This window comes from Clostridioides sp. ZZV14-6387 (assembly GCF_020657835.1).
Classification (GTDB): domain Bacteria; phylum Bacillota; class Clostridia; order Peptostreptococcales; family Peptostreptococcaceae; genus Clostridioides; species Clostridioides difficile_A.
The window spans coordinates 39,185-65,041 of sequence record NZ_JAGWCW010000024.1 but is presented as its reverse complement, the minus strand read 5'-3'; the positions used below and the strand labels follow the sequence as shown (position 1 = coordinate 65,041).

23 protein-coding genes and 1 other annotated feature are annotated in these 25,857 nt (G+C 27.7%); of the genes, 7 read left to right on the top strand and 16 right to left on the bottom strand.

Annotated elements, in window-relative coordinates; genetic code table 11:
• Nucleotides 1-193 precede the first annotated feature (193 nt).
• Both KGF38_RS14750 and KGF38_RS14745 read left to right on the top strand, forming a co-directional pair.
• Nucleotides 194-2,422 (top strand): YhgE/Pip domain-containing protein, encoded by a 2,229-nt coding sequence (locus tag KGF38_RS14750; RefSeq protein WP_176702481.1) that lies wholly within the window; start codon nt 194-196, stop codon nt 2,420-2,422.
• Nucleotides 2,423-2,619: 197 nt separating this feature from the next.
• Nucleotides 2,620-3,189, top strand: a complete 570-nt coding sequence (locus tag KGF38_RS14745; protein WP_074178978.1) for a TetR/AcrR family transcriptional regulator — start codon at nt 2,620-2,622, stop codon at nt 3,187-3,189.
• A 57-nt stretch (nt 3,190-3,246) separates the two neighbouring features.
• Here the strand turns inward: KGF38_RS14745 and KGF38_RS14740 are convergent, their stop codons facing one another.
• On the bottom strand, nt 3,247-3,546 hold the full coding sequence (locus tag KGF38_RS14740) for a rhodanese-like domain-containing protein (RefSeq protein WP_054276420.1): 300 nt from the start codon (nt 3,544-3,546) through the stop codon (nt 3,247-3,249).
• A gap of 206 nt (nt 3,547-3,752) precedes the next feature.
• Between KGF38_RS14740 and KGF38_RS14735 the strand changes: the two genes are divergently transcribed.
• Nucleotides 3,753-6,797, top strand: a complete 3,045-nt coding sequence (locus KGF38_RS14735; protein WP_054269950.1) for a serine hydrolase — start codon at nt 3,753-3,755, stop codon at nt 6,795-6,797.
• A gap of 55 nt (nt 6,798-6,852) precedes the next feature.
• Here KGF38_RS14735 and KGF38_RS14730 read toward each other — a convergent pair whose 3' ends face one another.
• The 6 genes from KGF38_RS14730 to KGF38_RS14705 all read right to left on the bottom strand — a co-directional run bounded on the left by KGF38_RS14730 (nt 6,853) and on the right by KGF38_RS14705 (nt 14,331).
• Nucleotides 6,853-8,127 (bottom strand): 4Fe-4S dicluster-binding protein, encoded by a 1,275-nt coding sequence (locus KGF38_RS14730; RefSeq protein WP_074178977.1) that lies wholly within the window; start codon nt 8,125-8,127, stop codon nt 6,853-6,855.
• Between the two features lie 233 nt (nt 8,128-8,360).
• The gene (locus tag KGF38_RS14725) at nt 8,361-10,922 is read right to left on the bottom strand and encodes an ABC transporter permease (RefSeq protein ID WP_054269949.1); all 2,562 of its coding nucleotides are present in this window, start codon (nt 10,920-10,922) and stop codon (nt 8,361-8,363) included.
• Nucleotides 10,923-11,600 (bottom strand): ABC transporter ATP-binding protein, encoded by a 678-nt coding sequence (locus tag KGF38_RS14720; protein ID WP_054269948.1) that lies wholly within the window; start codon nt 11,598-11,600, stop codon nt 10,923-10,925. It lies immediately after the preceding gene.
• Nucleotides 11,601-11,679: 79 nt separating this feature from the next.
• Nucleotides 11,680-12,930, bottom strand: a complete 1,251-nt coding sequence (locus KGF38_RS14715; RefSeq protein WP_054269947.1) for a sensor histidine kinase — start codon at nt 12,928-12,930, stop codon at nt 11,680-11,682.
• Complete coding sequence (locus KGF38_RS14710) at nt 12,917-13,642, bottom strand: response regulator transcription factor (protein ID WP_407814104.1); 726 nt, start codon at nt 13,640-13,642, stop codon at nt 12,917-12,919. Before KGF38_RS14710 ends, KGF38_RS14715 begins: the two co-directional genes overlap by 14 nt.
• Before the next feature lie 242 nt (nt 13,643-13,884).
• Nucleotides 13,885-14,331 (bottom strand): hypothetical protein, encoded by a 447-nt coding sequence (locus KGF38_RS14705; RefSeq protein WP_054269945.1) that lies wholly within the window; start codon nt 14,329-14,331, stop codon nt 13,885-13,887.
• Nucleotides 14,332-14,521: 190 nt separating this feature from the next.
• Here KGF38_RS14705 and KGF38_RS14700 point away from each other — a divergent pair, with 190 nt between their 5' ends.
• The 3 genes from KGF38_RS14700 to KGF38_RS14690 all read left to right on the top strand — a co-directional run bounded on the left by KGF38_RS14700 (nt 14,522) and on the right by KGF38_RS14690 (nt 16,590).
• A complete protein-coding gene (locus KGF38_RS14700) occupies nt 14,522-14,911 on the top strand; it encodes a GntR family transcriptional regulator (RefSeq protein WP_054269944.1) in 390 nt (129 codons plus the stop codon).
• Nucleotides 14,904-15,995 carry a DUF5808 domain-containing protein gene (locus KGF38_RS14695; RefSeq protein WP_054269943.1) on the top strand — a complete coding sequence of 364 codons (1,092 nt, stop codon included), beginning with the start codon at nt 14,904-14,906 and terminating at the stop codon, nt 15,993-15,995. The genes KGF38_RS14700 and KGF38_RS14695 overlap by 8 nt, the downstream gene beginning before the upstream one ends.
• Before the next feature lie 118 nt (nt 15,996-16,113).
• The gene (locus KGF38_RS14690) at nt 16,114-16,590 is read left to right on the top strand and encodes an HD domain-containing protein (RefSeq protein WP_054269942.1); all 477 of its coding nucleotides are present in this window, start codon (nt 16,114-16,116) and stop codon (nt 16,588-16,590) included.
• Between the two features lie 125 nt (nt 16,591-16,715).
• Here the strand turns inward: KGF38_RS14690 and KGF38_RS14685 are convergent, their stop codons facing one another.
• Nucleotides 16,716-17,267, bottom strand: a complete 552-nt coding sequence (locus KGF38_RS14685; protein WP_054269941.1) for a tryptophan transporter — start codon at nt 17,265-17,267, stop codon at nt 16,716-16,718.
• Between the two features lie 167 nt (nt 17,268-17,434).
• Nucleotides 17,435-17,700: a binding site (T-box leader), on the bottom strand.
• Between the two features lie 147 nt (nt 17,701-17,847).
• On the opposite strand from KGF38_RS14685, the gene KGF38_RS14680 reads away from it, so the two are divergent.
• Nucleotides 17,848-18,315 (top strand): pyridoxamine 5'-phosphate oxidase family protein, encoded by a 468-nt coding sequence (locus KGF38_RS14680; RefSeq protein ID WP_065388376.1) that lies wholly within the window; start codon nt 17,848-17,850, stop codon nt 18,313-18,315.
• A 63-nt stretch (nt 18,316-18,378) separates the two neighbouring features.
• Here the strand turns inward: KGF38_RS14680 and KGF38_RS14675 are convergent, their stop codons facing one another.
• The 8 genes from KGF38_RS14675 to folB all read right to left on the bottom strand — a co-directional run bounded on the left by KGF38_RS14675 (nt 18,379) and on the right by folB (nt 25,857).
• Entirely contained in the window at nt 18,379-18,951 is a 573-nt protein-coding gene (locus KGF38_RS14675; protein ID WP_054269939.1) for a flavodoxin family protein, read from the bottom strand.
• 62 nt (nt 18,952-19,013) lie between these two features.
• On the bottom strand, nt 19,014-20,111 hold the full coding sequence (locus KGF38_RS14670) for a Nif3-like dinuclear metal center hexameric protein (RefSeq protein ID WP_054269938.1): 1,098 nt from the start codon (nt 20,109-20,111) through the stop codon (nt 19,014-19,016).
• 13 nt (nt 20,112-20,124) lie between these two features.
• On the bottom strand, nt 20,125-20,814 hold the full coding sequence (locus KGF38_RS14665) for a tRNA (adenine(22)-N(1))-methyltransferase (RefSeq protein WP_054269937.1): 690 nt from the start codon (nt 20,812-20,814) through the stop codon (nt 20,125-20,127).
• Between the two features lie 179 nt (nt 20,815-20,993).
• A complete protein-coding gene (gene rpoD / locus KGF38_RS14660; protein WP_054269936.1) occupies nt 20,994-22,160 on the bottom strand; it encodes an RNA polymerase sigma factor RpoD in 1,167 nt (388 codons plus the stop codon).
• Nucleotides 22,161-22,177: 17 nt separating this feature from the next.
• Nucleotides 22,178-24,004: a DNA primase gene (dnaG, locus tag KGF38_RS14655; RefSeq protein WP_227832485.1), complete on the bottom strand. Its 1,827-nt coding sequence runs from the start codon at nt 24,002-24,004 to the stop codon at nt 22,178-22,180.
• Between the two features lie 222 nt (nt 24,005-24,226).
• The gene (aroF, locus tag KGF38_RS14650; RefSeq protein WP_054269934.1) at nt 24,227-25,012 is read right to left on the bottom strand and encodes a 3-deoxy-7-phosphoheptulonate synthase; all 786 of its coding nucleotides are present in this window, start codon (nt 25,010-25,012) and stop codon (nt 24,227-24,229) included.
• The gene (gene folK / locus KGF38_RS14645) at nt 24,993-25,499 is read right to left on the bottom strand and encodes a 2-amino-4-hydroxy-6-hydroxymethyldihydropteridine diphosphokinase (protein WP_054269933.1); all 507 of its coding nucleotides are present in this window, start codon (nt 25,497-25,499) and stop codon (nt 24,993-24,995) included. The genes aroF and folK overlap by 20 nt, the downstream gene beginning before the upstream one ends.
• Nucleotides 25,492-25,857, bottom strand: a complete 366-nt coding sequence (gene folB / locus KGF38_RS14640) for a dihydroneopterin aldolase (RefSeq protein WP_054269969.1) — start codon at nt 25,855-25,857, stop codon at nt 25,492-25,494. Before folB ends, folK begins: the two co-directional genes overlap by 8 nt.

The following is a 25,857-nucleotide window of genomic DNA, read 5'->3' as shown; positions in this document are numbered from 1 at the left end:
ATTTTATACTATACACTTTATAAATTATTTGTTTTTATTTCCTATATTTATATATATTTATAGCATACTATTATATATAATATATATGTATTAAAATTAAGACAAAACTTTAACTTTACTATTTGTGTAAAAAGTAATATAATTTAAAATTGATTATAAATCTAACTTTTTCTCTATCAAAATATTTTAGGAGGTGAGACATTTGAAAAAAACTAATAGTTTAAAAGAAGTTTTAAACTGGAATAATATCAAGAATTTAAAACCTTCAAATGGTTTAAAAAATATATTAGAAATTTTTAAAAATGACCTAAAAGATATACGTGGAAATTATGCAGTACTTGTAATAGTTGTCGGACTTGCTTTTTTACCTTCTTTGTATGCCTGGTTCAATATAAAGGCATCTTGGGACCCTTATGGAAGTACCGCTAATATGCTTGTAGCAGTAACAAATGAAGATAAAGGAAATGAAATAGCAGGTCAGAAGATTAATGTAGGAGACCAATTAATTGAACAACTTAAGGATAATAAAAGTTTAGGTTGGCAATTTGTAGATGAAAAAACCGCTCTTGAAGGTGTTAAAAAAGGTACTTATTATGCATCACTTAAAATTCCAAAGAATTTTACAAAAGATTTAACATCATTAATTACAGATGATGTTAAAAAAGGTGAAATTATTTATACAGTAAATGAAAAAATAAATGCAGTTGCACCAAAAATTACTGATAAAGGTGCTTCTACAATACAGTTGCAAGTTAATCAGACTATAGTGAAAACAGTAAGTGAAATTGTTCTTGGTATATCAAATGGAGTTGGTGCAGGAATTGAACACAGTCTTCCAAAATTAACAAAGGTTGAAAGTTCTCTTATCGACCTTCAAAAGAGATTCGACCATATAAATAAGACTGTTGATTTAGCCTCTGATGCTACTTCAAAGTTGTCTGATACAGTTAAAGATATTAAATCAGATTTACCTACAATTAAAAAGACTTTAAATGATACAAAACTGTTATCAAATGATTTAAAGAAATTCTTAGAGGATACAAATGATAATTTAGATGAACTTTCTCCTCTTATAAAATCTGATTTAAATTTAATGGTTGACCTTTCATCTTCTGCTTCTTCTCTTACACTAAATTTAATTGATGCCGTAAATAATGGAAGCGAAGATGTACCTAAGTTGATAGATAATTTATCAGAAAAGCTTTCTAATTTACAAGCTTTAAATGATACATTAGAAGACTTTTTAACTAAATTAAATCAGCTTACATCAAACCATCGATTGGATGATGTAATAGATAACTTAGAAGACTCTAACAATAAAATAGATTCTTCTATATCAACATTGAATGACATTAAAAACAAGGTTATATCTGGGCAACAACCATCTATAAGTGCATTAAATAACGTTTTAAGTTTATCAAATGGTATCGGAAGAATTAATTTAAATATTTTAAATAATTTTGATTCAAAAATATCAAAACCTATAAATAGCATATTTTCAAACAGTATAAAAGTAGCAAATGATATAATCACTGTACTAGACAAGGCAGAAGCAAAACTTCCAAAGGTTGAAGAAATACTGACTACTTCTCTAAGTCTATCAGGAAATGCACAGGAAAGTATATCATTAATAAGAGAAAAACTTCCTCTAGCAAAAGGAATGTTGGATGACTTGATTAATAATTTAAGTAAGATTAGTAATGGTGAAGATATGAAAAAATTAGTCAGCTTACTTGAAAGTGATATATTAACCAAGTCTAACTTCTTAAAGGAACCTGTTGAAGTGAAAACAGAAAAATTATATCCAATTGAAAATTATGGTTCTGCAATGACACCATTTTATAGTGTTCTTTCTACATGGGTAGGTATATTGCTTCTTTCTGCATTATTATCTACATCTGTACATGGAAACTATAAGCCATATGAAATTTATTTTGGAAGAGGTCTTACTTTTCTAAGTATAGCTCTTATTCAAGGCTTCATAATCGGAACTGGAGATATACTATTATTAGGAGTAACAGCAAAGCATCCAATTTTATTGATACTTCTGCTTATGTTTACTAGTATGGTATTTAACTTTATTGTTTATTCTTTAGTTTCTGTATTTGGAAATGTAGGAAAAGCAATTGCAATAGTACTATTAGTAGTTCAGATTGGTTCTTCTGGTGGTACATTCCCTATACAGGTTACACCTACATTTTTCCAAAGAATAAACCCTATAATGCCATTTACCTATGCAATAGGCGCTACAAGAGAAGCAGTAGGTGGTATATATGCTCCAAATTTAACTAAAGATATATTAGTTCTGTTGTTATTTATGATTCTATCTATTTGTTTAAATGTACTTCTAAAAGGACCTATAAACAGAATTATAAAACCATTCAATGATAAATTTGGTGATAGTAATTTAACTGGTCATTAAAAAATCAATTCTGTATTTAAATATATTTTTTAGAAATAGTACTTAATATTTATATTGAAGGTAGTAACTTCTCAGTTACTACCTTTTTTAACTTCAAAATTAAAATTTATTATGTAATTTAAATGACTGATATTCATTCATTGACTTTAAAAATTCCTTATGTTATTATGTACTTGAAATTATAAGGAGGATACTATATGGCACGTATTACTAAAGAACCAAGTGAACGTAAACAAGAAATTTTAGATACTGCAATAAAATTGTTTTATGAAAATGGATATGAGAAAACTTCTATAACTGATATTGCAAAACATATGAATGTTGCACAAGGATTATGTTATCGTTATTTTCCATCAAAAGAAAACCTATTTGACAGTGCTATAGACTACTATGCACAGACTTTAGTGGACAAAATGTCCACTATTATAGACAATGCAGATAAAACATTAAAACAAATTATTGAAGAAGTTCCTATATTTATTGATATAGAAACTGATGATAACCTTTACTATAAAGTATGCCATGGAGAAAAGAGTAAAAAAATTCATGACCAATTATCTTTAAAAATTTGTGAAAAACTTATTCCTATAGTAAAAAAACAACTTGAATTAGCTAACTCACGAGGAGAAATTAATATCCCTGATATTGATACAACAACATACTTTTGTATATATGGTCAACAAGGTATATTATTGCGCAAAGATATTTCCAATAATGAAAAAGCAGAAAAAATTTGTTCGTTCCTAAGTTATCTTATGAACATCTAAATATATCCCTGCTTAATAAACAGGGATATATTCAGTATTCAATATAACTTACATAATTTAATTAAGATAATCAATTATTCCTGAGTTTAAATTATACAGATGTTCAAATCCTTCCTCAGCTAATAAATTGCATGCAGTAACACTTCTATGACCACTTCTACAATAAACCACTACTTTCTTATCTTTATACTCATAAATTTCATCTATATTATTGATTAGCTCCTGTAAAGATATATTTATAGCATCTTCTATTTTACATTCTCTAAATTCATCTTTAGTTCTTACATCTAGTAATAAAATATCATTTTCATTTTTCATCATTTCTTTAAGTTGTTTCTTATTTATATTCTTGTACATATGTCTAAGATTCCTCCATTTTATTTGTATATGTTACTTATACCCTTTATTCTTCATACAGCAACAAATATTCTTTTTTATTTTTCTCAGCTATACAAAAAGGTATACTTATTAAAAATTTTTTATTAATAATAATCTGTTGATTTAAATAATTAAGAATGTTATGCTAATTATAAATTATTAAAAGGGAAAAGAGGTAGTGTAATATGTTTAAGCAAAGGCTCTCTAAATTATTATCTAGTACATTAGTATTGAGTATGTTATTTACTGCTGCTCCAAATATTACTTTTGCTGATAGTAATATAAAAGATAACTCGGAGAAATATCAAAGTTCTGACATAAAGCTAAATGATTATAGCAAAAACTCAGAATCTTATCCAAAAACTAAAGCTCTTGCTAAAGAGAAAATTAAAACTTTATTATCTAAGTATGGAATTGAAAATGCTCAATATGCTTTGATTGATAATGGTAAAATTGAGATTTCTGGTAATGGTGGAGTCTACAGTAGACAAGATAATAAAAATTTAACTAAGGATAATATGTATAATATTGCATCTATCAGTAAAATATTTACTACTACTGCTGTTATGAAGTTAGTAGAAGAGGGAAAAGTAAAATTAGATACTCCTGTTGTAAATTATATACCTGAGTTTAAAATGGCTGATGAGAGATACAAGGAAATCACTCCAAGAATGTTATTAAACCACTCATCAGGATTGATGGGAAGTTCTTTAAAAAATGCGCTTTTATTGGGAGACAATGATTCTTATGGTCACGATAGTTTCCTAGAAGAATTAAAGAAACAAAGATTAAAAGCTAAACCAGGAGCTTTTTCTGTTTATTGTAATGATGGATTTACTTTAGCTGAAATTTTAGTGGAAAAAGTATCTGGTATGCCATTTACTAATTTTATTGACAAGTACATAAGCAGTCCACTTAATTTACAAAATACAAAAACTCCAGAAGATAGTTTTGACAGCTCAAGACTTGCAAAAGCCTATGTACCTTATTTTGAAGATGCTGTACCACAAGATAATTTTAATACTATAGGTGCTGGTGGTTTATATTCAAGTGCAGAAAATCTATGTACATTTGCACAAACATTTATGAAAAATTCAAATGGTATTCTTTCACCTTCTTCAATAAAAGCTATGGAAAATAAAGAATATTTAAACGGTCTATGGCCTGAGGGAGAAGATTCTATACTTGGATATGGCTTAGGATGGGATTGTGTAAACACTTATCCATTTAATCAATATAACTTAAAGGCTCTTACAAAAGGTGGAGACTCTTTACTATTCCACAGTAATCTTACAGTGCTTCCAGATGAAAATATGGCAGTTGCAGTTGTTTCTTCTGGTGGAAGTAGTCAACTTAATGAAATAATTGGACAAGAACTTTTACTATCTGCTCTAAAAGAAAAAGGTAAAATTAAAGAAATAAAACCTGATAAAACATTCAGTAAACCACAACAAGTTAAAATGCCAAGTTATTTAAAAGAAAACAGTGGTCTTTACGCTTCTTCAAATATGATAAAAATTGACGTTAATGATAATGGTACTTTAACAGTGTCTTCTCCTTATCTAGAAAATGGACCTGAAGATAAGTATGTATACATAGGTCAAGATAGATTTGTATCTGAAAAGGGTAATAGTTGCTTAAAATTTGTAAAAGAAAAAAATAATATTACATATTTAAATATGAGCTCTTACGATGATGTCCCTGGATTAGGTCAAACGGCAAGTTTGTATTATGTAGCTCAAAGAGTAGATAATAATGATATATCAGATAGCGTAAAAGAAGCATGGAAAAAAAGGAATGATAAAGGCTACTATATAGTAGATGAAAAATATACTTCTCAACACTATATGTTTGGTTCTGTAAAAGCAGTTCTTGGTCTTTCTGACGGAACTCCTGGTTATATAGCTAATACTAAAATAGCAGATGAAAATAACTCAAATGCTTTTATAGAAATACCTGGTGTGATGGGACGTGACTTAGCTGATATTAAACTTCATAAAGAAAATGGTACAGAGTATTTAACTTTTGCCACACAGACATATGTTAGTGAAGATTCTATAACTAATTTACCATCAGAAAAATCTTTTACATGTGAGTTAGCATCTAATGGTTATGCAAAATGGTATAAAATTGGTGACGATATAGCAAATAAAAAAATAGAAGTTAATCTTCCTCAAAATTCGTCTTTTGCTGTTTATGATGATAAAGGAGTTCCTGTAAACTATTCTTTAGTTACAAAAAATAATAGAGTTAGATTGCCAAAAGGAGGCGTAATTGTTTTCTCAGGAAGTCCAAATGCTAAATTTGAAGTTGCGTATCAAGATGAAGTAAATGCAAGTACACTTACAGGAACTGATAGATATGAAACTTCTATTAAAATAAGTCAAGCAGGTTGGGAAAATGCTGAAAATGCAGTTTTAATAAATGACTCAGCAATTGCAGATGCTTTAGCTGCAACACCACTTGCATATAAGAAAAATGCTCCTATATTATTAACTGGAAGCTCTCAAATAAATGAAAAAACTTTGACTGAATTGAAAAGATTAAAAGTAAAAAATGTGTACGTAGTTGGTGGAGAAGCTTCTGTAAATGAAAAATCATTAGATACTATAAAATCAAATAATATTTCTGTATCTAGAATTTCAGGAAATGATAGATATCAAACTTCTATGAACATTGCTAAAGAATTGAATAATATTAGTAACATATCAAAGATTTCAGTAGTTAATGGTGAAAAAGGATTAGCCGATGCAGTAAGCATTGGAGCTGTATCAGCTCAAAATGATATGCCTATAATACTTACTAATGAAAACAGTAATATAGATGAAATAAACAACTTGTTTAAAAACAAAAAAATTGAGAAGTCTTATGTAATTGGTGGAGAATACACAGTTTCTAAAAATATAGAAAGTAAACTTCAAAATCCACAAAGAATATCAGGTAGCACTAGAAATGAAACTAATGCAAAAGTAATAAAAGAATTTTATAAAGATTCTAAGATAGACAACTTATACGTTGCAAAAAACGGAATCAATAAACAAGATGATTTAATAGATGGATTATCTGTTGGAGTTTTAGCTGGAAAAACTAAGTCTCCTGTAATATTAGTAGGAAATTTATTAGATTATAATCAAAAAGAACTATTTAAAACTATGAGATTTAAATCTGTAACACAAATTGGTGGAAATGGAAATGAGAATTCATTTAAACAAATCAAAGAAATAGCTTAACATGTTAAAAAGGGCTATATTTAAGTAATATTACTTAAATATAGCCCTTTTTTATCTATTTATCATTCATACTCAATAGTTTATCTAAATACACTGACTTTAATTGCTTACTAGCTAAAATCTTTTTAGCTGGTTCAAGTTTTAAGATAGCTGATAGTATAGCTCCCATAGCTCTATGACTAGCTAAGGCATTATTATCAAAAATTAGATTTTGTAATTGCCCTTTTTCAATTGCCATTAGAACTGCTCTATGTACTGAGTTTGCTGGAGTTATTATCTTTTCATCTCTCTTTAATAACATAATACTATTTTTATGGCAATTTCTAACACAAACTCCACAACCTAGACATCTATCCTCATCAATTTTTATATATTCTTTATCATTTTCCTTGACCTTGCTTATTGCATCTATAGGACATGCAGTTATACACTTTCCACATTTTACACAACTTTCATGGTTTATATTTGGTATAAAACTAGTTGTCTGTACTGGATGAAGATTTCCAAATCTTTTAGCTGCTACTAATGCCTCACAACAACAGCCACAGCAATTACATATAAATGTAACTCCTTTTCTAACATTTTCTCCACATTGAACTAAGTTATGCTCATATGCTTGATGAAGTAACTCTTTACATTCTACTTTATCTACACGTCTTGCAAACTTATTATTTATTAAAGAATTTGCTACATTGTCAAATGTCATACATATATCCATAGGAGCATCACAAGCTTTGCCAACATGTTGCATTCTATGTCTACAGTAACACATACTTACACCTATATGAGTCGATTCATCGATTATATGAGTAGCTCTTTCGTAATCTAAAATACTAACTTCATTATCATTAGTCAAAACTTCCTCTTGAACATACACTCTTCCAAGCTTTGTTTCTGTTGAATAAAATAAGTCTTTAATAAAATCTTCCTCTACATTCATATATTGATAGTAAAGTTCTGCTAAAAATTTTTGGTCTATATCATGTCTTGTTCTCATCATAGCAAACTCAAAAAAGCCAGCCATTGGAGGAGGCATTATATATTTTTTCCCTTTATTATCTTCTATATCTAGTATCAGAGCCTTACTTGCAAGTTTATCTAATACTCTATATGCTTCACTTTCACTTATACTCCAGATTTTAGCTGCTGTTTTTACTCTAAAAGGCTTTATTGGAAGCTGAGCTACTAATTTCGCTTCTTGTTCTGTATATAATACATTTAGTATTTTGTATAATGTATCTGATGGTGGAGCACCTTGTGGAAACTTGTTTATTCTTTCCTCTAAACTTTTATACATGTTCTTCGCAGTTATATGAGAAATAGTAATCACCTTCTTTTTCTTTTGTTTTCCAATAAAATCAAATATTTATACTTATTTATAAATACTTTATCTAACCCCTTACCTTATATAATACCAATTCTTTCTAAATAGTTAAATACCTCTAGTAATTTATTTATTAGATTTCTTATATAAATAAAAAATCGTTCAATTTGTATAATAATAGTTTATACAAATTAAACGATTTTAATAATATTTTACATATTTAAAAATTACTTTTATACTTAGATACTTTCTCTTCTTATATTATCTATTATATTTTCTTTGTTCAATTTACTCATTGGTATATAAGCTGCTATAAAAGTTATTATAAAAACACTTACTATACATATAGCTATTGCTGCCCATGGTATGACAGGGGAAAACTCAATTACACCTGAAATAAGTTTATTCATAACTAGAGTCATTCCAATACCAATTGGTATCCCAAATATTAAAGACAGTATACCATAAATAAAACTTTCTAAATATATCATTTTTCTAAATCCATTAGGGGTAACTCCTATAGATTGTATTATAGCAAGCTCTCTTTTTCTTAGATTTATACTTGTACTTACTGTATTTAGTATATTTGTAACACTAACTAGAGATATCACTACTATAAAACCGTATACAAATATTTTGACAACTTTTAGATTTTGTTTTTCTTCTTCTCCTCCTGCACTTTCATCATGGAAGTTAAAATTATTTTTATCAGCTAAAGATTCTATTTTCTTCTTAGTCTGAACATCTCCTCCTAAGTCGATAAATATAAGACTTTTATTTAATTTTAGACCTAAATTTTTAGCAACTTCATCATAAGTTATAAATTGCAAGCCCATATTTTGATATCCCATTCCTAAACGTTCTTCATCAGTTATCGCAAGAATTTTAATCTTCATTTTTTTACTTGAACCATTGTCATCAAGATATTCACAATTTAGTGTATCTCCAACTTTGTAATTAGTTAACTCCACTATCCCTTTCTTACCTCTAGATTCAAAGTAGCTTTTTCTAACTAGTATCACACCATTTTCTTTAATTGCTTTTTCCTTATCAAAAGAGCCTTTTACTAAATTATTTGTTTTATTTTTTATTGCAAACTCTCCTGGAAAATTTAATTCATTATTGCTAAAGTCGTATTCATAACTATCTCCACTCTTATGTTGTTGATAATACTCCTTAATTAAATCCTCCTTGGATTTATTTATTTTATTTTCACTTACTTTTATAGACATAGATTGACCTGTTGCGAATTCAAAGTTCTTTATTTCAGGAATATCCTGTAGTTTACTTATGACATCATCAATAGGTCTAGCTGTACCCTTTGCAGTTAGATACAAATCATAGTTTCTTTGAGAACTTCTAATTTCCTCACCTCTTAACAAAAGCAATGTAAATCCACTAAAAGATATAAATATTATTATACTTATCATTAAAGAAAAAAGAGTCACTATGAATTTTTTTCTATTTCTTTTCATATTTTTATATGCAAGTACTCCTTCAGTCTTAAAAATAATTTTAATAAGCTTTGAATCTTTAATTTTTCTCACTTTATACTCTCCACTGTTCTTAATTATATCAAGTGGAGAAACATTAGAAGCTGCTATTGCAGGTAATAGAATTGATATAAATATTGTAAATAAAACTATTATTATACTAACAATAATTATTATTGGGTTATACACTATTTGTAAACTCATCTGTGTAACAATCGATTCTGTAAAATACTTATTTATAGTTTTAAATAATAAGTCTATAGCTATTGTTCCAGATATTAGTCCTATTGGTATTCCAATTAAACTAATTATAATACCTTCTATAAAGACTAACCTTTTAATTTGGCTAGATGTAGCACCTATAGAATTTAATATGCCAAACTGTTTTTTTCGTTCAGTTATAGAAATACTAAAAGAATTATAAACTGTAGCAATCGTGCATATAATTACTAATATAGTTACTAATGCAATTATAGATTTTACAGAACTATTTATATTCTCATATTTACTGGCGCCTTGTAATCTCAATAAATGTTCATTGTATTTTACCATATCAGAAATTGATTCTTCATCTTTATTTGGATATATGTTTTTGCTTATTTTTTTACTTATTTTATACACATCTTTAGGATTTTTTACTGTTACTGAGATGTTCATTGCTCCTTTATAATCAATCATAGGATTAAAGTAAGTTATAGCAGTTGTAATCTCATCATAAAGCTCAAATCCGGGCTTTTTAATTATACCCACCAGTTTAAAAGTACTATCCTTTTCATTTGCTATATAATCACCTTCATGAAATACCATGTTATCAATCTTTTTCTTATTTGAATCAAACATGTCTCCTACTTTTAAGGTTATTTCGTCTCCTATTTTTAATTTATCATCCATAAGATTAATAACATTTTCACTTAGAACAATTTCTCCTTCTTTAGATGGCAATCTACCTTCTTTTATAGAAATTTGATATCCCTCCATGGCATTTTTATCATACTGTTTTATACTTAATATACCATTCTCACTATTTTCCAATTTAGAATATCCAATTTGCTTAGTAAATGCATGTTTTTCTATTTCAGCTGATTTTGTTACATATTCCATATTCTTTTTGTTTACATCATGGAATGTAACATGAAAACTTCCATCATTTTTTATAGTTTCTCTTACTTGATAATCCATGAAACTTTCAAATATATTTCCTATACCACAGATTAAAGCTGTTGAAAGTATTATCCCAATTATAGTTACAATAGTTCTTCTTTTATTTTGTTTTAAATATCTAATAGTTAGTGATGTATATAAATTCATCTACATCACCTCATCACTTTTTATAATTCCATCTTCTATACCTATAATTCTATCAGCCTGAAGTGCTATGTCTTTATCATGAGTTATCATTATTAGAGTCTGATTGTATTTCTTTACTGACAGTTTTAATAATCCTAGTATTTCTTTTGAATTTTTACTATCTAAATTACCTGTTGGTTCATCTGCCAACACTATAGAAGGTCTATTAATCAAAGCACGTCCTATAGAAGTCCTTTGTTGTTGACCCCCTGATAACTGGTTTGGAAGATGTTTTTCTCTATCGTTTAGACCTAATGTTTTCATCAAATCATTTAAATATTCTTTGTCAATATCTCTATTGTCAAGTTCTGCTGGAAGCAATATGTTTTCCTTTACAGTTAAGACTGGAATTAAGTTATAAAATTGATATATAAGACCTATATTTCTTCTTCTAAATATTGCTAAATCTTTAATTTTCAAATTATAGATATCCACATCATTTATATAAACCTTACCACTAGTAGGTCTATCAACACCTCCTAGCAAATGCAATAATGTACTTTTACCACTTCCACTTGGACCTGTTATTGCTATAAACTCACCTTTTTCAATTGATAAGTTTACATTTTTTATAGCATCAACTTTTGTTTCATTTTTACCATAACTTTTAGTTAGATTTTCTACTCTTAAAATTTCCATGGCTACCTCCAATATTTATATTCTATACTTCATATATTAGACTTTAGCTATTACTATAAAGTGAATTAAATATTACAGATTAGTCACTATTATCAGCATACATTTTATGAAATATTATATGGAATTCTGTTCCTTTTCCTTTTTCACTATTTACATAGATATCTCCATTTTGGCTTTCTATTATGGATTTTGACATTGCAAGACCTATGCCTACACTATCTTCTTTTGAACTACTCTTTCCTCTATAAAATCGTTTAAATATATGTGGTATATCTTTTTTATCTATTCCCTCACCATCATCTTTTATTATTAGTTCAGAAAATAATGGATTTTCTTTATATGTCATACTTATATTTCCAAATTCAGGAGTATGCTCTATACAATTTTTAATTATATTCACTAATGCTTCCACAGACCAATCAATATCACCAATATAAGATACATTATCATTTCCTTCTATAGTTAATTTTTGATTTTTAATTTCCATAGGTATTTTCATTGGTTGTATTGCTCTATGTATAAGTTCACTAAATTTTATCTTATCTTTTTTAAACTTTATCACTTTTGCTTCTACTTTTGATAGTTTAAGCATACTTTTAATCAGCCAGTCCATTCTATTTAGTTGATTCTTTATCTTATCCAAAAAATCAATTTTTACTTCGCATGGTATATCATTATATAACAAGTCATTCAACATTATTAAAGAAGTCATAGGAGTTTTTAATTGATGTGATATATCAGAGATTGTATTATTTAAAAATATTTTTTCTGATTTTAAAAGTTCAACCTTTTCATTAAGAATTGTCGTCATCTTCAATAGTTCAGTTTTTAAAAGACCTACCTGACCTTCTTGATTTTTATTTTTCATATCAAATGGTTTTCCTTCTGAACTATAGTAAACATACTTAGTCATATCTGATAAATCATTGTACATTACTTTAAAATAGCTAACAACCAATATAAATATTAAAATAAATATTATACATACCAAGATTATATTTATTTTTATCGTATCTAAAACTAATTTAGAAATTATAGGCTCAGTGTTTATTTTAATAGATTTATCATAATTATACTTACTTAATATTTTCTCTCCATAGTCTATATTTCTTATAGACTTTCCTTGAGTTATTATATCTACTATCTCTCTTTCTAAATTTGGATATTTACTAGACAGTGTTCCTATTATAGCTTGATTATTTTTTACAATCATACCTTTAGTTATATTCATATTGATTATACTAAACCCAATAGATATAGTAATAGCAACAAACATCAAAACAATATACTTACTGAAAAACCTCTTCACTTCTGGATTATATAGAAACATTATTTTCACTTCCTATCCATTTATAACCAAGGCCTCTTACAGTTTCTATGTATATTGGCTCACATAAGTCATCACCTATTTTTTCTCTAAGTCTTTTTATATAAACAGTTAGAGTATTATCATTTACAAAATCATATGTTACATCCCAAAGTTTTTCCAATATTTGAGTTCTACTTAAAACTGTATTTTTATTCTGTATAAGAATTAGAAGAAGTTTATATTCAACTGATGTCAGAAATATTTCTTTTTCATTTTTATATACTCTAGCTTCTAACGTATATATATTTAACTCCCCAAATTTAAGCATTTTTTTAGCTTCTTCTGAAGTATTGCCTTTTCTTCTTAAAACAGCTTTTATTCTAGATATTAGTTCTCTAATTCTAAAAGGCTTTGTTATATAATCATCTCCACCCATATCAAGACCCATTACAATATTTACTTCTTCATCACAAGCAGTCAAAAATATTATTGGAATTTGAGAGAATTCTCTTGTATATTGACACAATTCATAACCAGTTCCATCTGGTAATGTCACATCCAAAAGTATCATGCTGTATTCATTAGAAGAAATCATTTCTTTTCCACTTAATAAGTCCTTTGCTATATCTACACTAAATCCTTCTTGCTCTAAAGCATACTTTATTCCAAAAGATATAGTACTATCATCCTCAACTATTAATAACTTTAACATAACTATTTCCTTTCTTTTCATTTTGATTTTAAATTATTTACCTATACAGTTTTTATTATACACAAATACCTTATATACTAAAATATATCTAAAATTACAAAATAGTCACAAAGGGTTATTAAAGCTTACAAAAACAAAAATGTAAGTTATTACTTAACTCTCATAAGAATAATACTAATTTCTTCAAGTTAAGTTACAACTTACATTTTAGAAACTTTAGGTTAAATAATCTAATATAACTATTTAACTATTTAGAATATAATTTATTCTTCATCATACTTCTTATATTCTTCTTCTTTGTAAATATTGTCTTTTTTATCGTCTTCATGTACATCAATATCATTCTTTATATCTTTAACACTATTTACATATTGCATCATTTCTTCCTGAGATACATGTGGACAATTTTCACAGTTTATTCTTCTTGAATTAAATTCTTTTACTTTTTTTTTTAATTCTTCATATTCATAATCCTGTTTTTTGTCTCTACAATCACAGTCATAATCAAATTCGTCATACATATAGTCATCATAGTCACTATTTCTATAATAATTTGTATCAACCATTTGAGAGTTAGATTTACGATTTTTTACCATCTTATATACAGCATATGCACCCACACCTGTAAGAACTGCTCCTGTGAACATCATTGGTTTACTCATTCCATCATCTTTTTTATGCATTTGTCTTTTCATTAAATATGTTAACATATTTTTTTCTCCTTTCTAATTTTTATTTATATCTATAGATAGTATCTGTATTATTTTGATAAAAATTAGGTTATTTTTAAATTACAATTTTTACAAATATAAATTTATATTTTGTGTTCGATATTATTTTTTATGTTATACTATATGTATAACAGTCTTTTTCATTTATAAAGCATAATGGAGGTTTTTTATGGTTCTAAATCTAGATTTTAATAGTGATAAATCTATTTATGTACAAATTAAAGAAGAAATAACTAAAGCTATAGCTTCAGGAGAATTGAAAATAAACGAATCACTTCCATCTGTGAGAAGTATGGCCGAAAACATTGGTGTAAATTTACATACAGTGAATAAATCTTATAATGAGCTAAAAGAAGAGGGCTTCTTAAATATTGATAGAAGAAAAGGTGCTATTGTTGCTAAGCTACCAATGAAAATAGACAATTCCACTCGTCAAAAAAATAAGCTTGACTTAGAACTTCTAGTAGCAAAATCTTATTTATCAGGTATCAGCAAAGAAGAATTTTTATCGCTAAGTTCAACTTTATTTGACAAATATGAGGTGAAATACTATGAGTAAGATTGAATGTCTATTTACAATATTCCCAATTTTAATTTTGATGTATGCTACATTTTATTTTATGCCATATTTAGTAGGTAATAAACATATTTATGGAGTTTCTATAGACCAAGAACACAAAAACTATACTGACTTTATAATGCTAGATAAGAAATTCAAAAAACTTTTATCTTTAGGTTTTATTATAGACTTTATATTAGTTTTTATTCTAGTTCTTACATCTGATAAATTAGAATTTTCCTATTTTATTAGTATAACTGGATTTTTATTATATGAAAGTTTATTGTATATTCATACTCATAAAAAGGCTAAAAAGTTTAAATCAGAAATTTATTCTATAGAAGGTCATATAGATATGGATTCAAAATTAATAGTAGATATGGATTTCTTAAATAAAAAAGATAAAATAATAAAAAGGTTTAAAATATTATATTTAATACCAATACTACTTGCTTTTGGAATGAGTATTTTTATAGCATCTAATTATAATCAACTGCCAAACTTAATTGTTATAAATTGGAATATAAATGGGACACCTAATTCTTTTATGGAAAAATCATATTTTAATGTGTTTAAATCAATAGGCACTGCATTCTGTTTAATCGTTTTATTATATATAACTTCTATTGGTTCTATAAAGTCAAGAATTAAGATAGATTCAAATAGAATTGAAGAAAGCAGAACTGAAAACATTAAATATCTAAACAAAATTGGTTATTTATTTTTGATATTGATGATTTTAATGACAATACAATTTTTCATTGCTTTTTTATCAATAAAAACAAATTTATCAACTGCTATGACCATAGCAACATTTGTGGTTATAATTTATTTAGTGTTAACATATATTAAGTCTCCAAATTTAAAGTCTAACTCTTCTTATTCTCCAGAAGATGATGAAAAACATTGGATAGCAGGCATCATATACAATAATCCAAACGACCCATCATTAATGGTTGATAAGAGATTTGGTATTGGTTATACTGTAAATTTTGGAAATCCTATAGGAAAAATAATATATATTGCTATAGCTTTACTTTTAATTTTTTCATTGTTTAGCCTAATAAAATCTCTTTTACTTTAAATACCATAAAAGGTATCTTACTTGTATTATTGGGTATTATATTTTGTAGGATAAGAAATATTTCATATTATCATTGAAATATAGTATTTATATTTTACTAGGAATGGAGATTTGCATAATGTTGTCAAAAGCTGAAATCAAATACTTTAATGAATGTGCTTCTGAAATACTTTCTTCAGAACAAGTACAACTTATGAGAACATTTCCTCATCACGGCGATGTTTCATGTCTTGAACATAGTTTGTCAGTAGCATATTATAGTTATCTATTATGTAAAAAATTGCATCTAAATGTTGATATTCAAAGTGTTATTAGAGGAGCTTTATTACACGACTTTTTCCTTTATGACTGGCATTACAAAGGGGATAGAAAAGGATTACACGGATTTACTCATCCTAAAGAAGCACTAAAAAATGCGAATTTATTTTTTCAAATAAATGAAATGGAAACAGACATAATTTTAAAACATATGTGGCCACTTACAATTACGCCTCCTAGATACAAAGAGGCCTTAATTGTATGTTTGTTGGATAAATTTTGCTGTTTGGTTGAGACTTTAAAGATACATTCTTTACTATCTCCTTACCATGTATAGAATATTTCTTTAGCATAGTTAAAATTTAACTTTAAAGAGGTCTTAAGTATTATAACTTAATACCTCTTTATTATTTTATTCTTTAAAATACTATTTTTTTATAATATCATTGTAAGCAATAATATTTAACCTTGATAACTTACCCTTCTTATAGACATGCTTACTACCTTAAATAACAGTAAACCAGCTATCAGATTTATTAGTATTGCTGGTACTACTGCAACCATAAACAATGCTATAAATGAACCTCCAGGAAGACCTACTATTACTTGAGCAAACAATAAAAATGCAGTTCCACTCACAATAGTTCCTATTGGAAAGATTATTGTAGCTACTATTAAGTCTTGCTTTTTATTACTTAAGTTTTTCATAAATGGTAATTTATAAATTATATACATTATCATGAACATTATATTTATTGTAACAGTTTTATCAAGTATATTTGGAACTTGACCTCCTGGAAATTTAGTTGTTAATGCTGCAAATATCCCTGTCACAATTCCTGCCACTAGACAAATTTTATAATCATCTTTGTTCAATATCATTATTATAAACATCATTGCTAGAGATATATCTGGTTGCATTGGAAGTCCTATAGCAGGTGTAAGTTGATGTATTAATAATCCCATAGCTAAGAGTATAGCATTTAAAGTTAATTTTTTTGTATTTGATTTCATTGTAATAATTCCCCCTAATTTTATTAATATTTATTTTATTTCTTTGCCAATTTTCTAAATCATTTTCATTAGCTTTGAGAGTTCATAACATCTTTTTCACCACCTTTTATCTCATTTATATATTTTTATTTTGAAATTTTTGTAAAATAAAAAACTCCGTCCTAAATTAATAGGACGGAGATTATCCGCGTTGCCACCTAAATTATATAAAAAATAAACATAAACTTATTTCTTATACATCTCATTATCAGGTACTTACATACCTTATTCGCTGTAACGTGCGACTGACGATAAAGTCTACTCTCATAATAATATGATTTCAATTCATTCCTCTAAGGTCCATTCACTATATTCCTTCTTGCTAAGATTCCACCATCCTCAGCTCTCTATCTTGAAGCTAAACATAATTACTCTTCCTTGTCATAGGATTTTTAATTTGCTGTTGCTATTATAATATTCTAAATTTTTATAATTGTCAACTCTAATTTTTATTTTATTTTAAATTTGTAAAAAGCATAGCATAATCTTTGTAAATGTTTTAAAATTTAATTTAATAATCAAAATTAGAAAGGATGATAATATGTTTAGAGAAATGAGATTAAAAAAGAGAGAAATGACAAAAGAAGATACTGTAGAAGTGTTAAAGAATGGTGAATTTGGTACTTTTTCCACTATATCTGAAAATGGCTATCCTTATGGAGTAGCTGTAAACTATGTGTATCTTAATGATTCTATTTACTTCCATTGTGCAAGAAATGGTCATAAATTAGATAATATATCAAAAAACAACAAAGTTTCTTTTTTAGTAGTTGCTAATGAAAATGTTATTCCAGACAAATTTAGTACTACATATTCTAGTGCTATAGTGTTTGGAAAAGCTTCAACTGTAGAAGATGAAGAAAAGAAAAATGCTCTTGTAGAAATCATAAAAAAATATTCTAAAGGATTTTTTGAAGAGGGAATGAAATATATAGAGAAAGACATAAATTTAACAACTGTAGTTAAAATAGAAATCGACCATATTTCTGGCAAAGCTTCACGTTTATAATAACATATTAAAATACCTAAAAGTAGCTATATAGCCACTTTTAGGCACTTTTTTTTGACATTCTTATAGACTAATTCTTTTTAGATAATCTCTTATCCCCAGCTTAACATCATCATTTGGTCTTATATCAGAGTTATCACCTGCTATATGTAGTATTCCATATGCTGGATGTCCTCCTCTTACTGTACATGGAACTGATAAAAGAGTCATTCCCATATGTTGAGCAAATATATTCATTGCTTGCAAAGATAGCTCTCCTCCTCCATGTTGTGAACCTGCTGTGGCAAAACAACCAAATATTTTCCCACTCAAAGGAGCACCTACCCAAATATCAGAAAAACTATCCATAAACATCTTCATTGGTCCAGATACATTTCCATAATATGTTGGCGAACCCATAAATATAGCATCATAGTCTAGCAATTCTTTTCCAGATTTAATTATATTTACACTTTCAAACTCGTCTTTATATTCTTTAGAATTTATTAAATAATATTGAAGAAGTGTTTTTGCAACTTCGTCACTTACTTTAAACATATCTACTTCTATATCCATTTCTTCAAGCACTTCTTTATATGTTCTTGCTAATAAATATGTACTCCCACAAACACTATGAAAAATTACTGCTGCTTTCATCTTTATCCCCCTAAGTAAATTCAAATTTATTTTTTATATAGTATTTTTATAATTAAATACTACTAAATAATACTAAATGGATTCAAATATACATCACTTTTTATTACTTCAATTTCATTAAAGTCTCTCAAAAATCTCTTCATGACATCTTTGAATATATCTTCTGTATCAAAATGACCACAATCTACTATACACATTCCAATATCAAGTGCATCTTGTGCTTCATGATACTTTACATCTCCAGTTATTAATACTTCTGCACCTTGTCTCTTAGCTTTTTTTACAAACTCAGAACCAGCTCCTGTTACAACTGCTACTTTGGTTATATTTGTATTAAGTTTTCCAACTACCCTGATATGTTTCATATTTAATTTTTCTTTTATTTTATTTGAAAGGTCTTCTAATGTCATACTTTCATCAAGTCTACTAACTCTACCTAGACCAAATGTCTTCCCTTTATTTTCTAACTTGTACAAATCATATGCTACTTCTTCATAAGGATGTGCATCCAACATAGAACTTATTACCCCTCCTAAAAGCTTCTGTGGCACTACAGTTTCAATTTTAACCTCATTTACAACTTCTATATCATTTATGCTTCCAAGAAACGGATTGGAGCCTTCTAATGGCTTAAACTGTCCTTCACCTTCTATTGAAAATACACAATCACTATAATTTCCTATATGACCTGCTCCTGAATTACTTAAAACTCTTTTCAATTCATCTGAATAATTACATGGTACATATACTGCAAGTTTATATAAAGTCTCGCTTTCAGTCACATCTAAAACCTTTGAGTTACCAAATTCCATAATCTCCATAAAATAGTCATTTAGACCATCAAATGCTATGTCAAAGTTGGTATGCATAGAATAAAGTGCTATATCATTTTTAATAAGTTTTTGTATAAGCCTACCTTTTAAATCTGCACTATTAATCTTATTAATTTTCCCAAATATAAAAGGATGATGTGTCACAATTAAATCTATGTTTTTTGAGATGGCTTCATCAATAACATTTTCATTAGCTTCCAAAGATACTAATACTTTTTTTACATCCATATCAAAATCTCCAACTATAAGACCTACATTGTCCCAATCCTCAGCTAAGTTTAGAGGATACTTTTTTTCAATTTTTCTAGTTAGACTCTTTAATAACATATATGCCTCCAATTTATTTTATTAAATTTTCAAGTTTTTTTATTGCAGTCTTACTATCTTCTCTCTTCTTGTCTATTGCTTCCCCATTCTTTCCTTCTAGGTTATTAACTATAGCACTATATGTCTTTATCTTTTTTTCTATAAATTCATTAAAAAGAGAGTCTTTATTTTCTAAAAGTTTTATTCCAGTTTCAAAATATATCTCATCTTCTATTATAGTATTTTTACCTGTGTATTTGGCAACTATTATTTCATATATCCTAAAATCTTCTCTCACCAAAACTTCTTCTGAGATTTCATAACCATTATTTAAAAGATAACGTCTGAGTTCTTCTTGTGCTTGCATAGGTTGTAGTATCAATTTTTCTACATTATGCGCCACTTGTTTTTTAGCTTCAAGAAGTTCACTTATCAAAATTCCACCCATACCAGCAATTATTATTTCTTCTATTTCTCCTACTTCAAGAACCTCTATACCAGAACCCAGTCGTAAATCAACCTTATCTAAAAGATTGTTCTGTATGACCTCTTTATGTGCATTGTCAAGAGGCCCTTTATTAACATCTGCCAATACTGCAAATGGTACTCTTCCCTCTTTTAACAAATATACTGGTATATATCCATGGTCAGTTCCTATGTCAGCTATTTTTTTACCATCTGATACCAATGATGCTATTTTTAATAATCTATCTGTTAATTTCAAATATATATCTCCTTTCAATTGCCTTCATTTATAGTCTTTATATTAAATTATAATCATTAAATTAAGGTTATTAAATTAAGGTTATTATAAAAAATAAAATTAAATCTCTACTACAAAATAGCCATGAGATATCACTTATCCCATGGCCTTTATAACAAAAACATTAATGATGTATCTTTTTAATCTAAATAATCTCTAAGTTTTTTTGATCTACTTGGATGTCTTAATTTTCTTAGTGCTTTTGCTTCTATCTGTCTTATTCTTTCCCTAGTTACATCAAACTCTTTTCCAACTTCTTCAAGAGTCCTAGCTCTACCATCTTCAAGGCCAAATCTAAGTTTTAATACTTTTTGCTCTCTATCATTTAATGAGCCAAGTACATCTTCTATTTGTTCTTTTAGTAAAGAATATGCTGCTGCCTCTGCTGGGGCTGGAGCATCATCATCTGGAATAAAGTCTCCTAAATGACTATCTTCTTCTTCTCCTATTGGTGTTTCTAAAGACACAGGGTCTTGAGCTATTTTCATTATTTCTCTTACTTTATCTTCTGTCATTTCCATTTCTTTTGCAATTTCTTCTGGTTTTGGATCTCTTCCAAGTTCTTGAAGTAGTTGTCTTGATACTCTTATTAGCTTATTTATAGTCTCTACCATATGAACTGGTATTCTTATAGTTCTAGCTTGGTCTGCAATGGCACGTGTTATGGCTTGTCTTATCCACCATGTTGCATAAGTACTAAACTTATATCCTTTTGTATAGTCAAATTTTTCGACTGCTTTTATAAGACCTAAATTTCCCTCTTGTATTAAATCTAAGAAAAGCATACCTCTTCCTACATATCTTTTTGCTATACTTACAACCAATCTTAAGTTTGCCTCAACTAACCTTTGTTTCGCTATCTCATCACCTTCGTGCATTCTCCTAGCAAATTCAACTTCTTCATGTGGTTTAAGTAGAGGAATTTTTCCTATTTCTTTTAGGTACATTCTAACAGGGTCATCTATACTTATCCCTTTTGGTAAAGATAAATCCACAGTTTCTATTTCTATTGCAGAAGAGTCTTCATGTGAAATCGCTTCTGTATCTTCATCCAGGTTGCTAATACTTAAATCATCATCAGTAGTCGAAAAATCTATATCAGCTTTATAATTTTTTGTTTCTGTTATTTCTATTCCCAGATTTCCTAAAGTCTCATAAAGATTTTCTACTTGGTCCTTATCAAGTTCAGTCTCTGAAAAAGCTTCCATTATCTCTGCAAGTGTTAATGAACCTTGCTTTTTTCCTTTTTCTATTAATGTCTTAGCAGTAACTTTTTTTAACTCTTTTTTATTCGATTTATTTTCCACACTCAAACCTCCTTTCTCTACAAGCTCTTTAAAATTTTATTTATATCAACTATTTTTAAAGCAATTTCCATAACTCTACCATCTACCTCTTTCATATCATTATTATTTTCTAATTCTTGTTGCTCTCTCAACAAGCTGTTAATTTGTTCTTCTAATGAATTTTTTCTGATATTTGTTACTATTCCTTCTATTTCTTTTGTGTTCTCTAAGTTTATACTATTCAAAGAAATTGAATTTAATTCTTTTAAGTATTCTTCGGATATGTTTAAACTTTTCAATTTGTCAATAGTTATTTTGTCCAATTCTTGATTTTTAATCATGTAATTTAAAATTTCTTTACTTTCTTTCAATAAAAAATCACTTTCTTCTACTTTTAGTAACGCTATTTCTCTAATTTTTTTATCTTCTAACATTATTTTTATTAGAGTCTCTTCAACTAATTGTTTTCCATCTTGTCTGACTTCGACTTTTTCAATTATTTTTTCTTCTGCTTTCTTTTGATTTTTGTTGTTATATGGCTTATTATAATTTTTACCATATACTTCTCTCTTTATAGACTCGACATTAATATCTATTTGATTGCTTAAATACTTTGTATAAAAATCAATTTCAACAGGACTTGTCAATTGTTTTATAATCTTAGAAGCTTCTTTTGCGAACTTCACTCGTTCTTCATCTTTTTGAATATTAAATTCTTTTTTAAGATGATCTATTTTATATTTTATGTAGTGAGTAGAAACATCCATAGCTTTTTTATAATCATTAAGTCCATATTTTCTTACAAATTCATCTGGGTCTTTAGCATCTTTTAAATCCAATACTTTTACATTAATACCTAATTTAGTAAGTATATCCATAGCTCTTAAAGTTGCTTTTATTCCTGGTTCATCAGAATCATAAGATATAATAGCAGTGTCCGCATATCTCTTTATTAAAATGCCTTGTTGTTCAGTCAAGGCTGTTCCAAGGGTTGCTACTACATTTCTTATGCCATACTGATAAAGCGAAATTAAATCCATATATCCTTCAACTAAGACTATAGTTTTACTCTCTAAATTTTTTCTAGCAAAGTTTAATCCATATAAGTTCTGTTTTTTATTAAAAATTATTGTGTCTGGAGAATTTAAGTATTTTGGCAAAGAATCATCTAATACTCTTCCCCCAAATCCTATTATATTTCCTCTATAATCGAATATAGGAAACATAACTCTATTTCTAAATTTATCATAGCAATTAGTTCCATCTCTGTTTTTTGCAATTAGACCGCACTCCAATAAATCTTGTTTTTTATATCCTTTACTGATTAAAGTATTCATAAGTGAATTCCATGAATCTAAAGAAAATCCTAAACCAAATTTCTTAATAATTTTATCATCTAGTCCTCTTATTCTTAGATATTCATACCCAAGATTTTTACTTCCCAACAAGTTTGAAAGATAAAATCTAGCAGCTTCTGTGTGAATATCTTGGAATTTTTTAGATTTTTCTATTTTAATTCTAGTCTCTTCATTCATGTTAGTGTTAATTTCTATACCACATTTATTTGCTAAAATTTTTACAGCATCCATAAAATCCAAATTTTCCATTTTCATGACGAAATTTATTACATCTCCACCTTCTCCACATCCAAAACATTTATAAATTTGTTTTGATGTGTTTATATAAAAAGATGGTGTCTTTTCACCATGAAATGGACATAATCCTTTATAATTAGCTCCAGATTGTTTTATATTCATATATTCAGATATTATACTTGCTATATCGCATCTAGCCTTTATTTCTTCAATAATGTCTTTTATATCATTCATATTATCACCTTCTGGTGTAATTTTTTGTGTTAACATTTCTATTCTACACTATATTCTAAATTTGTCAATCACTCAATATACAGAATTCGACTTTTTTTATTGATATCCTTCTTATTAATCAAAAAATTTTTATTTTTTATATTAATTATATCAATATTAAGTCTTTATTTATATCAAATGGTCTAACTATTAAATTATATATAACCTATAAATTCGTATCAATAACCATTACGAATAAAAAAGAGGCTTTTGCCTCTTTTAATAATTCTTAATTGATTCCATTAAATCTTCAAACTCATCAAAACAAAGAGATTGGGCACCATCTGATAGAGCATTTTCTGGGTCAGGGTGCACTTCTACCATTATTCCATCAGCTCCACATGCAAGTGATGCCATTGACATAGGTTTTATCAAGTATCTAATTCCAGTAGCATGACTTGGGTCTACCACAACAGGAAGACCTGTTTCTTTTTGGATAATAGGTACAGCAGCTAAATCTAATGTATTTCTAGTATAATCATTATATGTTCTTATACCTCTCTCACACATTATAATATTGCTATTTCCTTCTATTGCTATATATTCTGCAGCACCTATCCATTCAGTAATTGTCGATGCTATTCCTCTTTTTAACATAACAGGTTTGTTTTGTCTTCCTACTTCACTTAAAAGTGTAAAGTTTTGCATATTTCTTGAGCCAATTTGAATTATATCACTTATACTATACAGGTCGTCCATATCTCTTACATCCATAAGTTCTGTAATAACAGCTATGCCAACCTCTTTTTTGACTGCTTTTAATATTTCAAGACCTTCTTTTTTTAATCCTTGAAATGAGTTTGGTGATGTTCTTGGCTTATATGCTCCACCTCTTAAAATATTTGCACCATGACTTTTTACAAATTTAGCAGTCATTAAAAGTTGCTCATAACTCTCTATTGCACATGGTCCAGCTATTATAAGTTTGTCTTTTTTTACAACTATCTCTTTATTATTTGTATTTATCTCTATTTTTGAATTACCATTAAATAGGTTTTCTTTCATAACCTACAAGCTCCTTTACTTCTTCTCTTTCTTCAGCAGATAGGAGGTTTAAATGTTCTTTTATTGATTTTTCATTTATTAGAAGTTCTTCATTTAAATCCATAAGTGGTATCAAAACGAAAGCTCTGTCTTGAATCCTTGGATGAGGTATTAATAGTTTTTCGTCAGTAGAGACTACATCATTAAAAAATAGTATATCTACATCTATAGTTCTTGGACCCCAGCGTACTATTCTCTCTCTGTGTAGTTCTCTCTCTATTTTTTGACAATATTCTAACAACTCATATGGTTCAAACTCTGTTTCTATTTCTACACACATATTTAGAAAATCTGCTTGTTCTGTATATCCCCATGGTTTTGTTTCATATAATCCTGATTCTTTTACATTATAGATAGATTCACTATTTCTTAAAAGCTCACATGCCTCTGATAAATTATTAAATCTATCCCCCATATTAGTACCTATTCCCAAATAAGCCTTATTCATCTCTTGTTCTCCTTATCTCAACACCAAAATAGTCATAAATTCCATTCACAGGAGCTTCTGGTTTTCTAACCCTAACCATGACTCCATTTATAAGCACAAATTTATTTAAGACCTCTTCTGCAATATTTTCTGCTAAAGCCTCCAAAAGATTAAATTGTTTATTTTCAGTAATATCCTTAACAACACTGTAAACCTCAGCATAGTTTACAGATTTATTTATATCATCACTAAGTCCAGCCTCTCTTGAATCAACATAAAGCTCCATGTCGATAAAAAATTTCTGACCTAGAAAATTTTCTTCTTTAAGCACACCATGATATCCATAGAATCCTAGATTACTAAGTAATATTTTATCCAT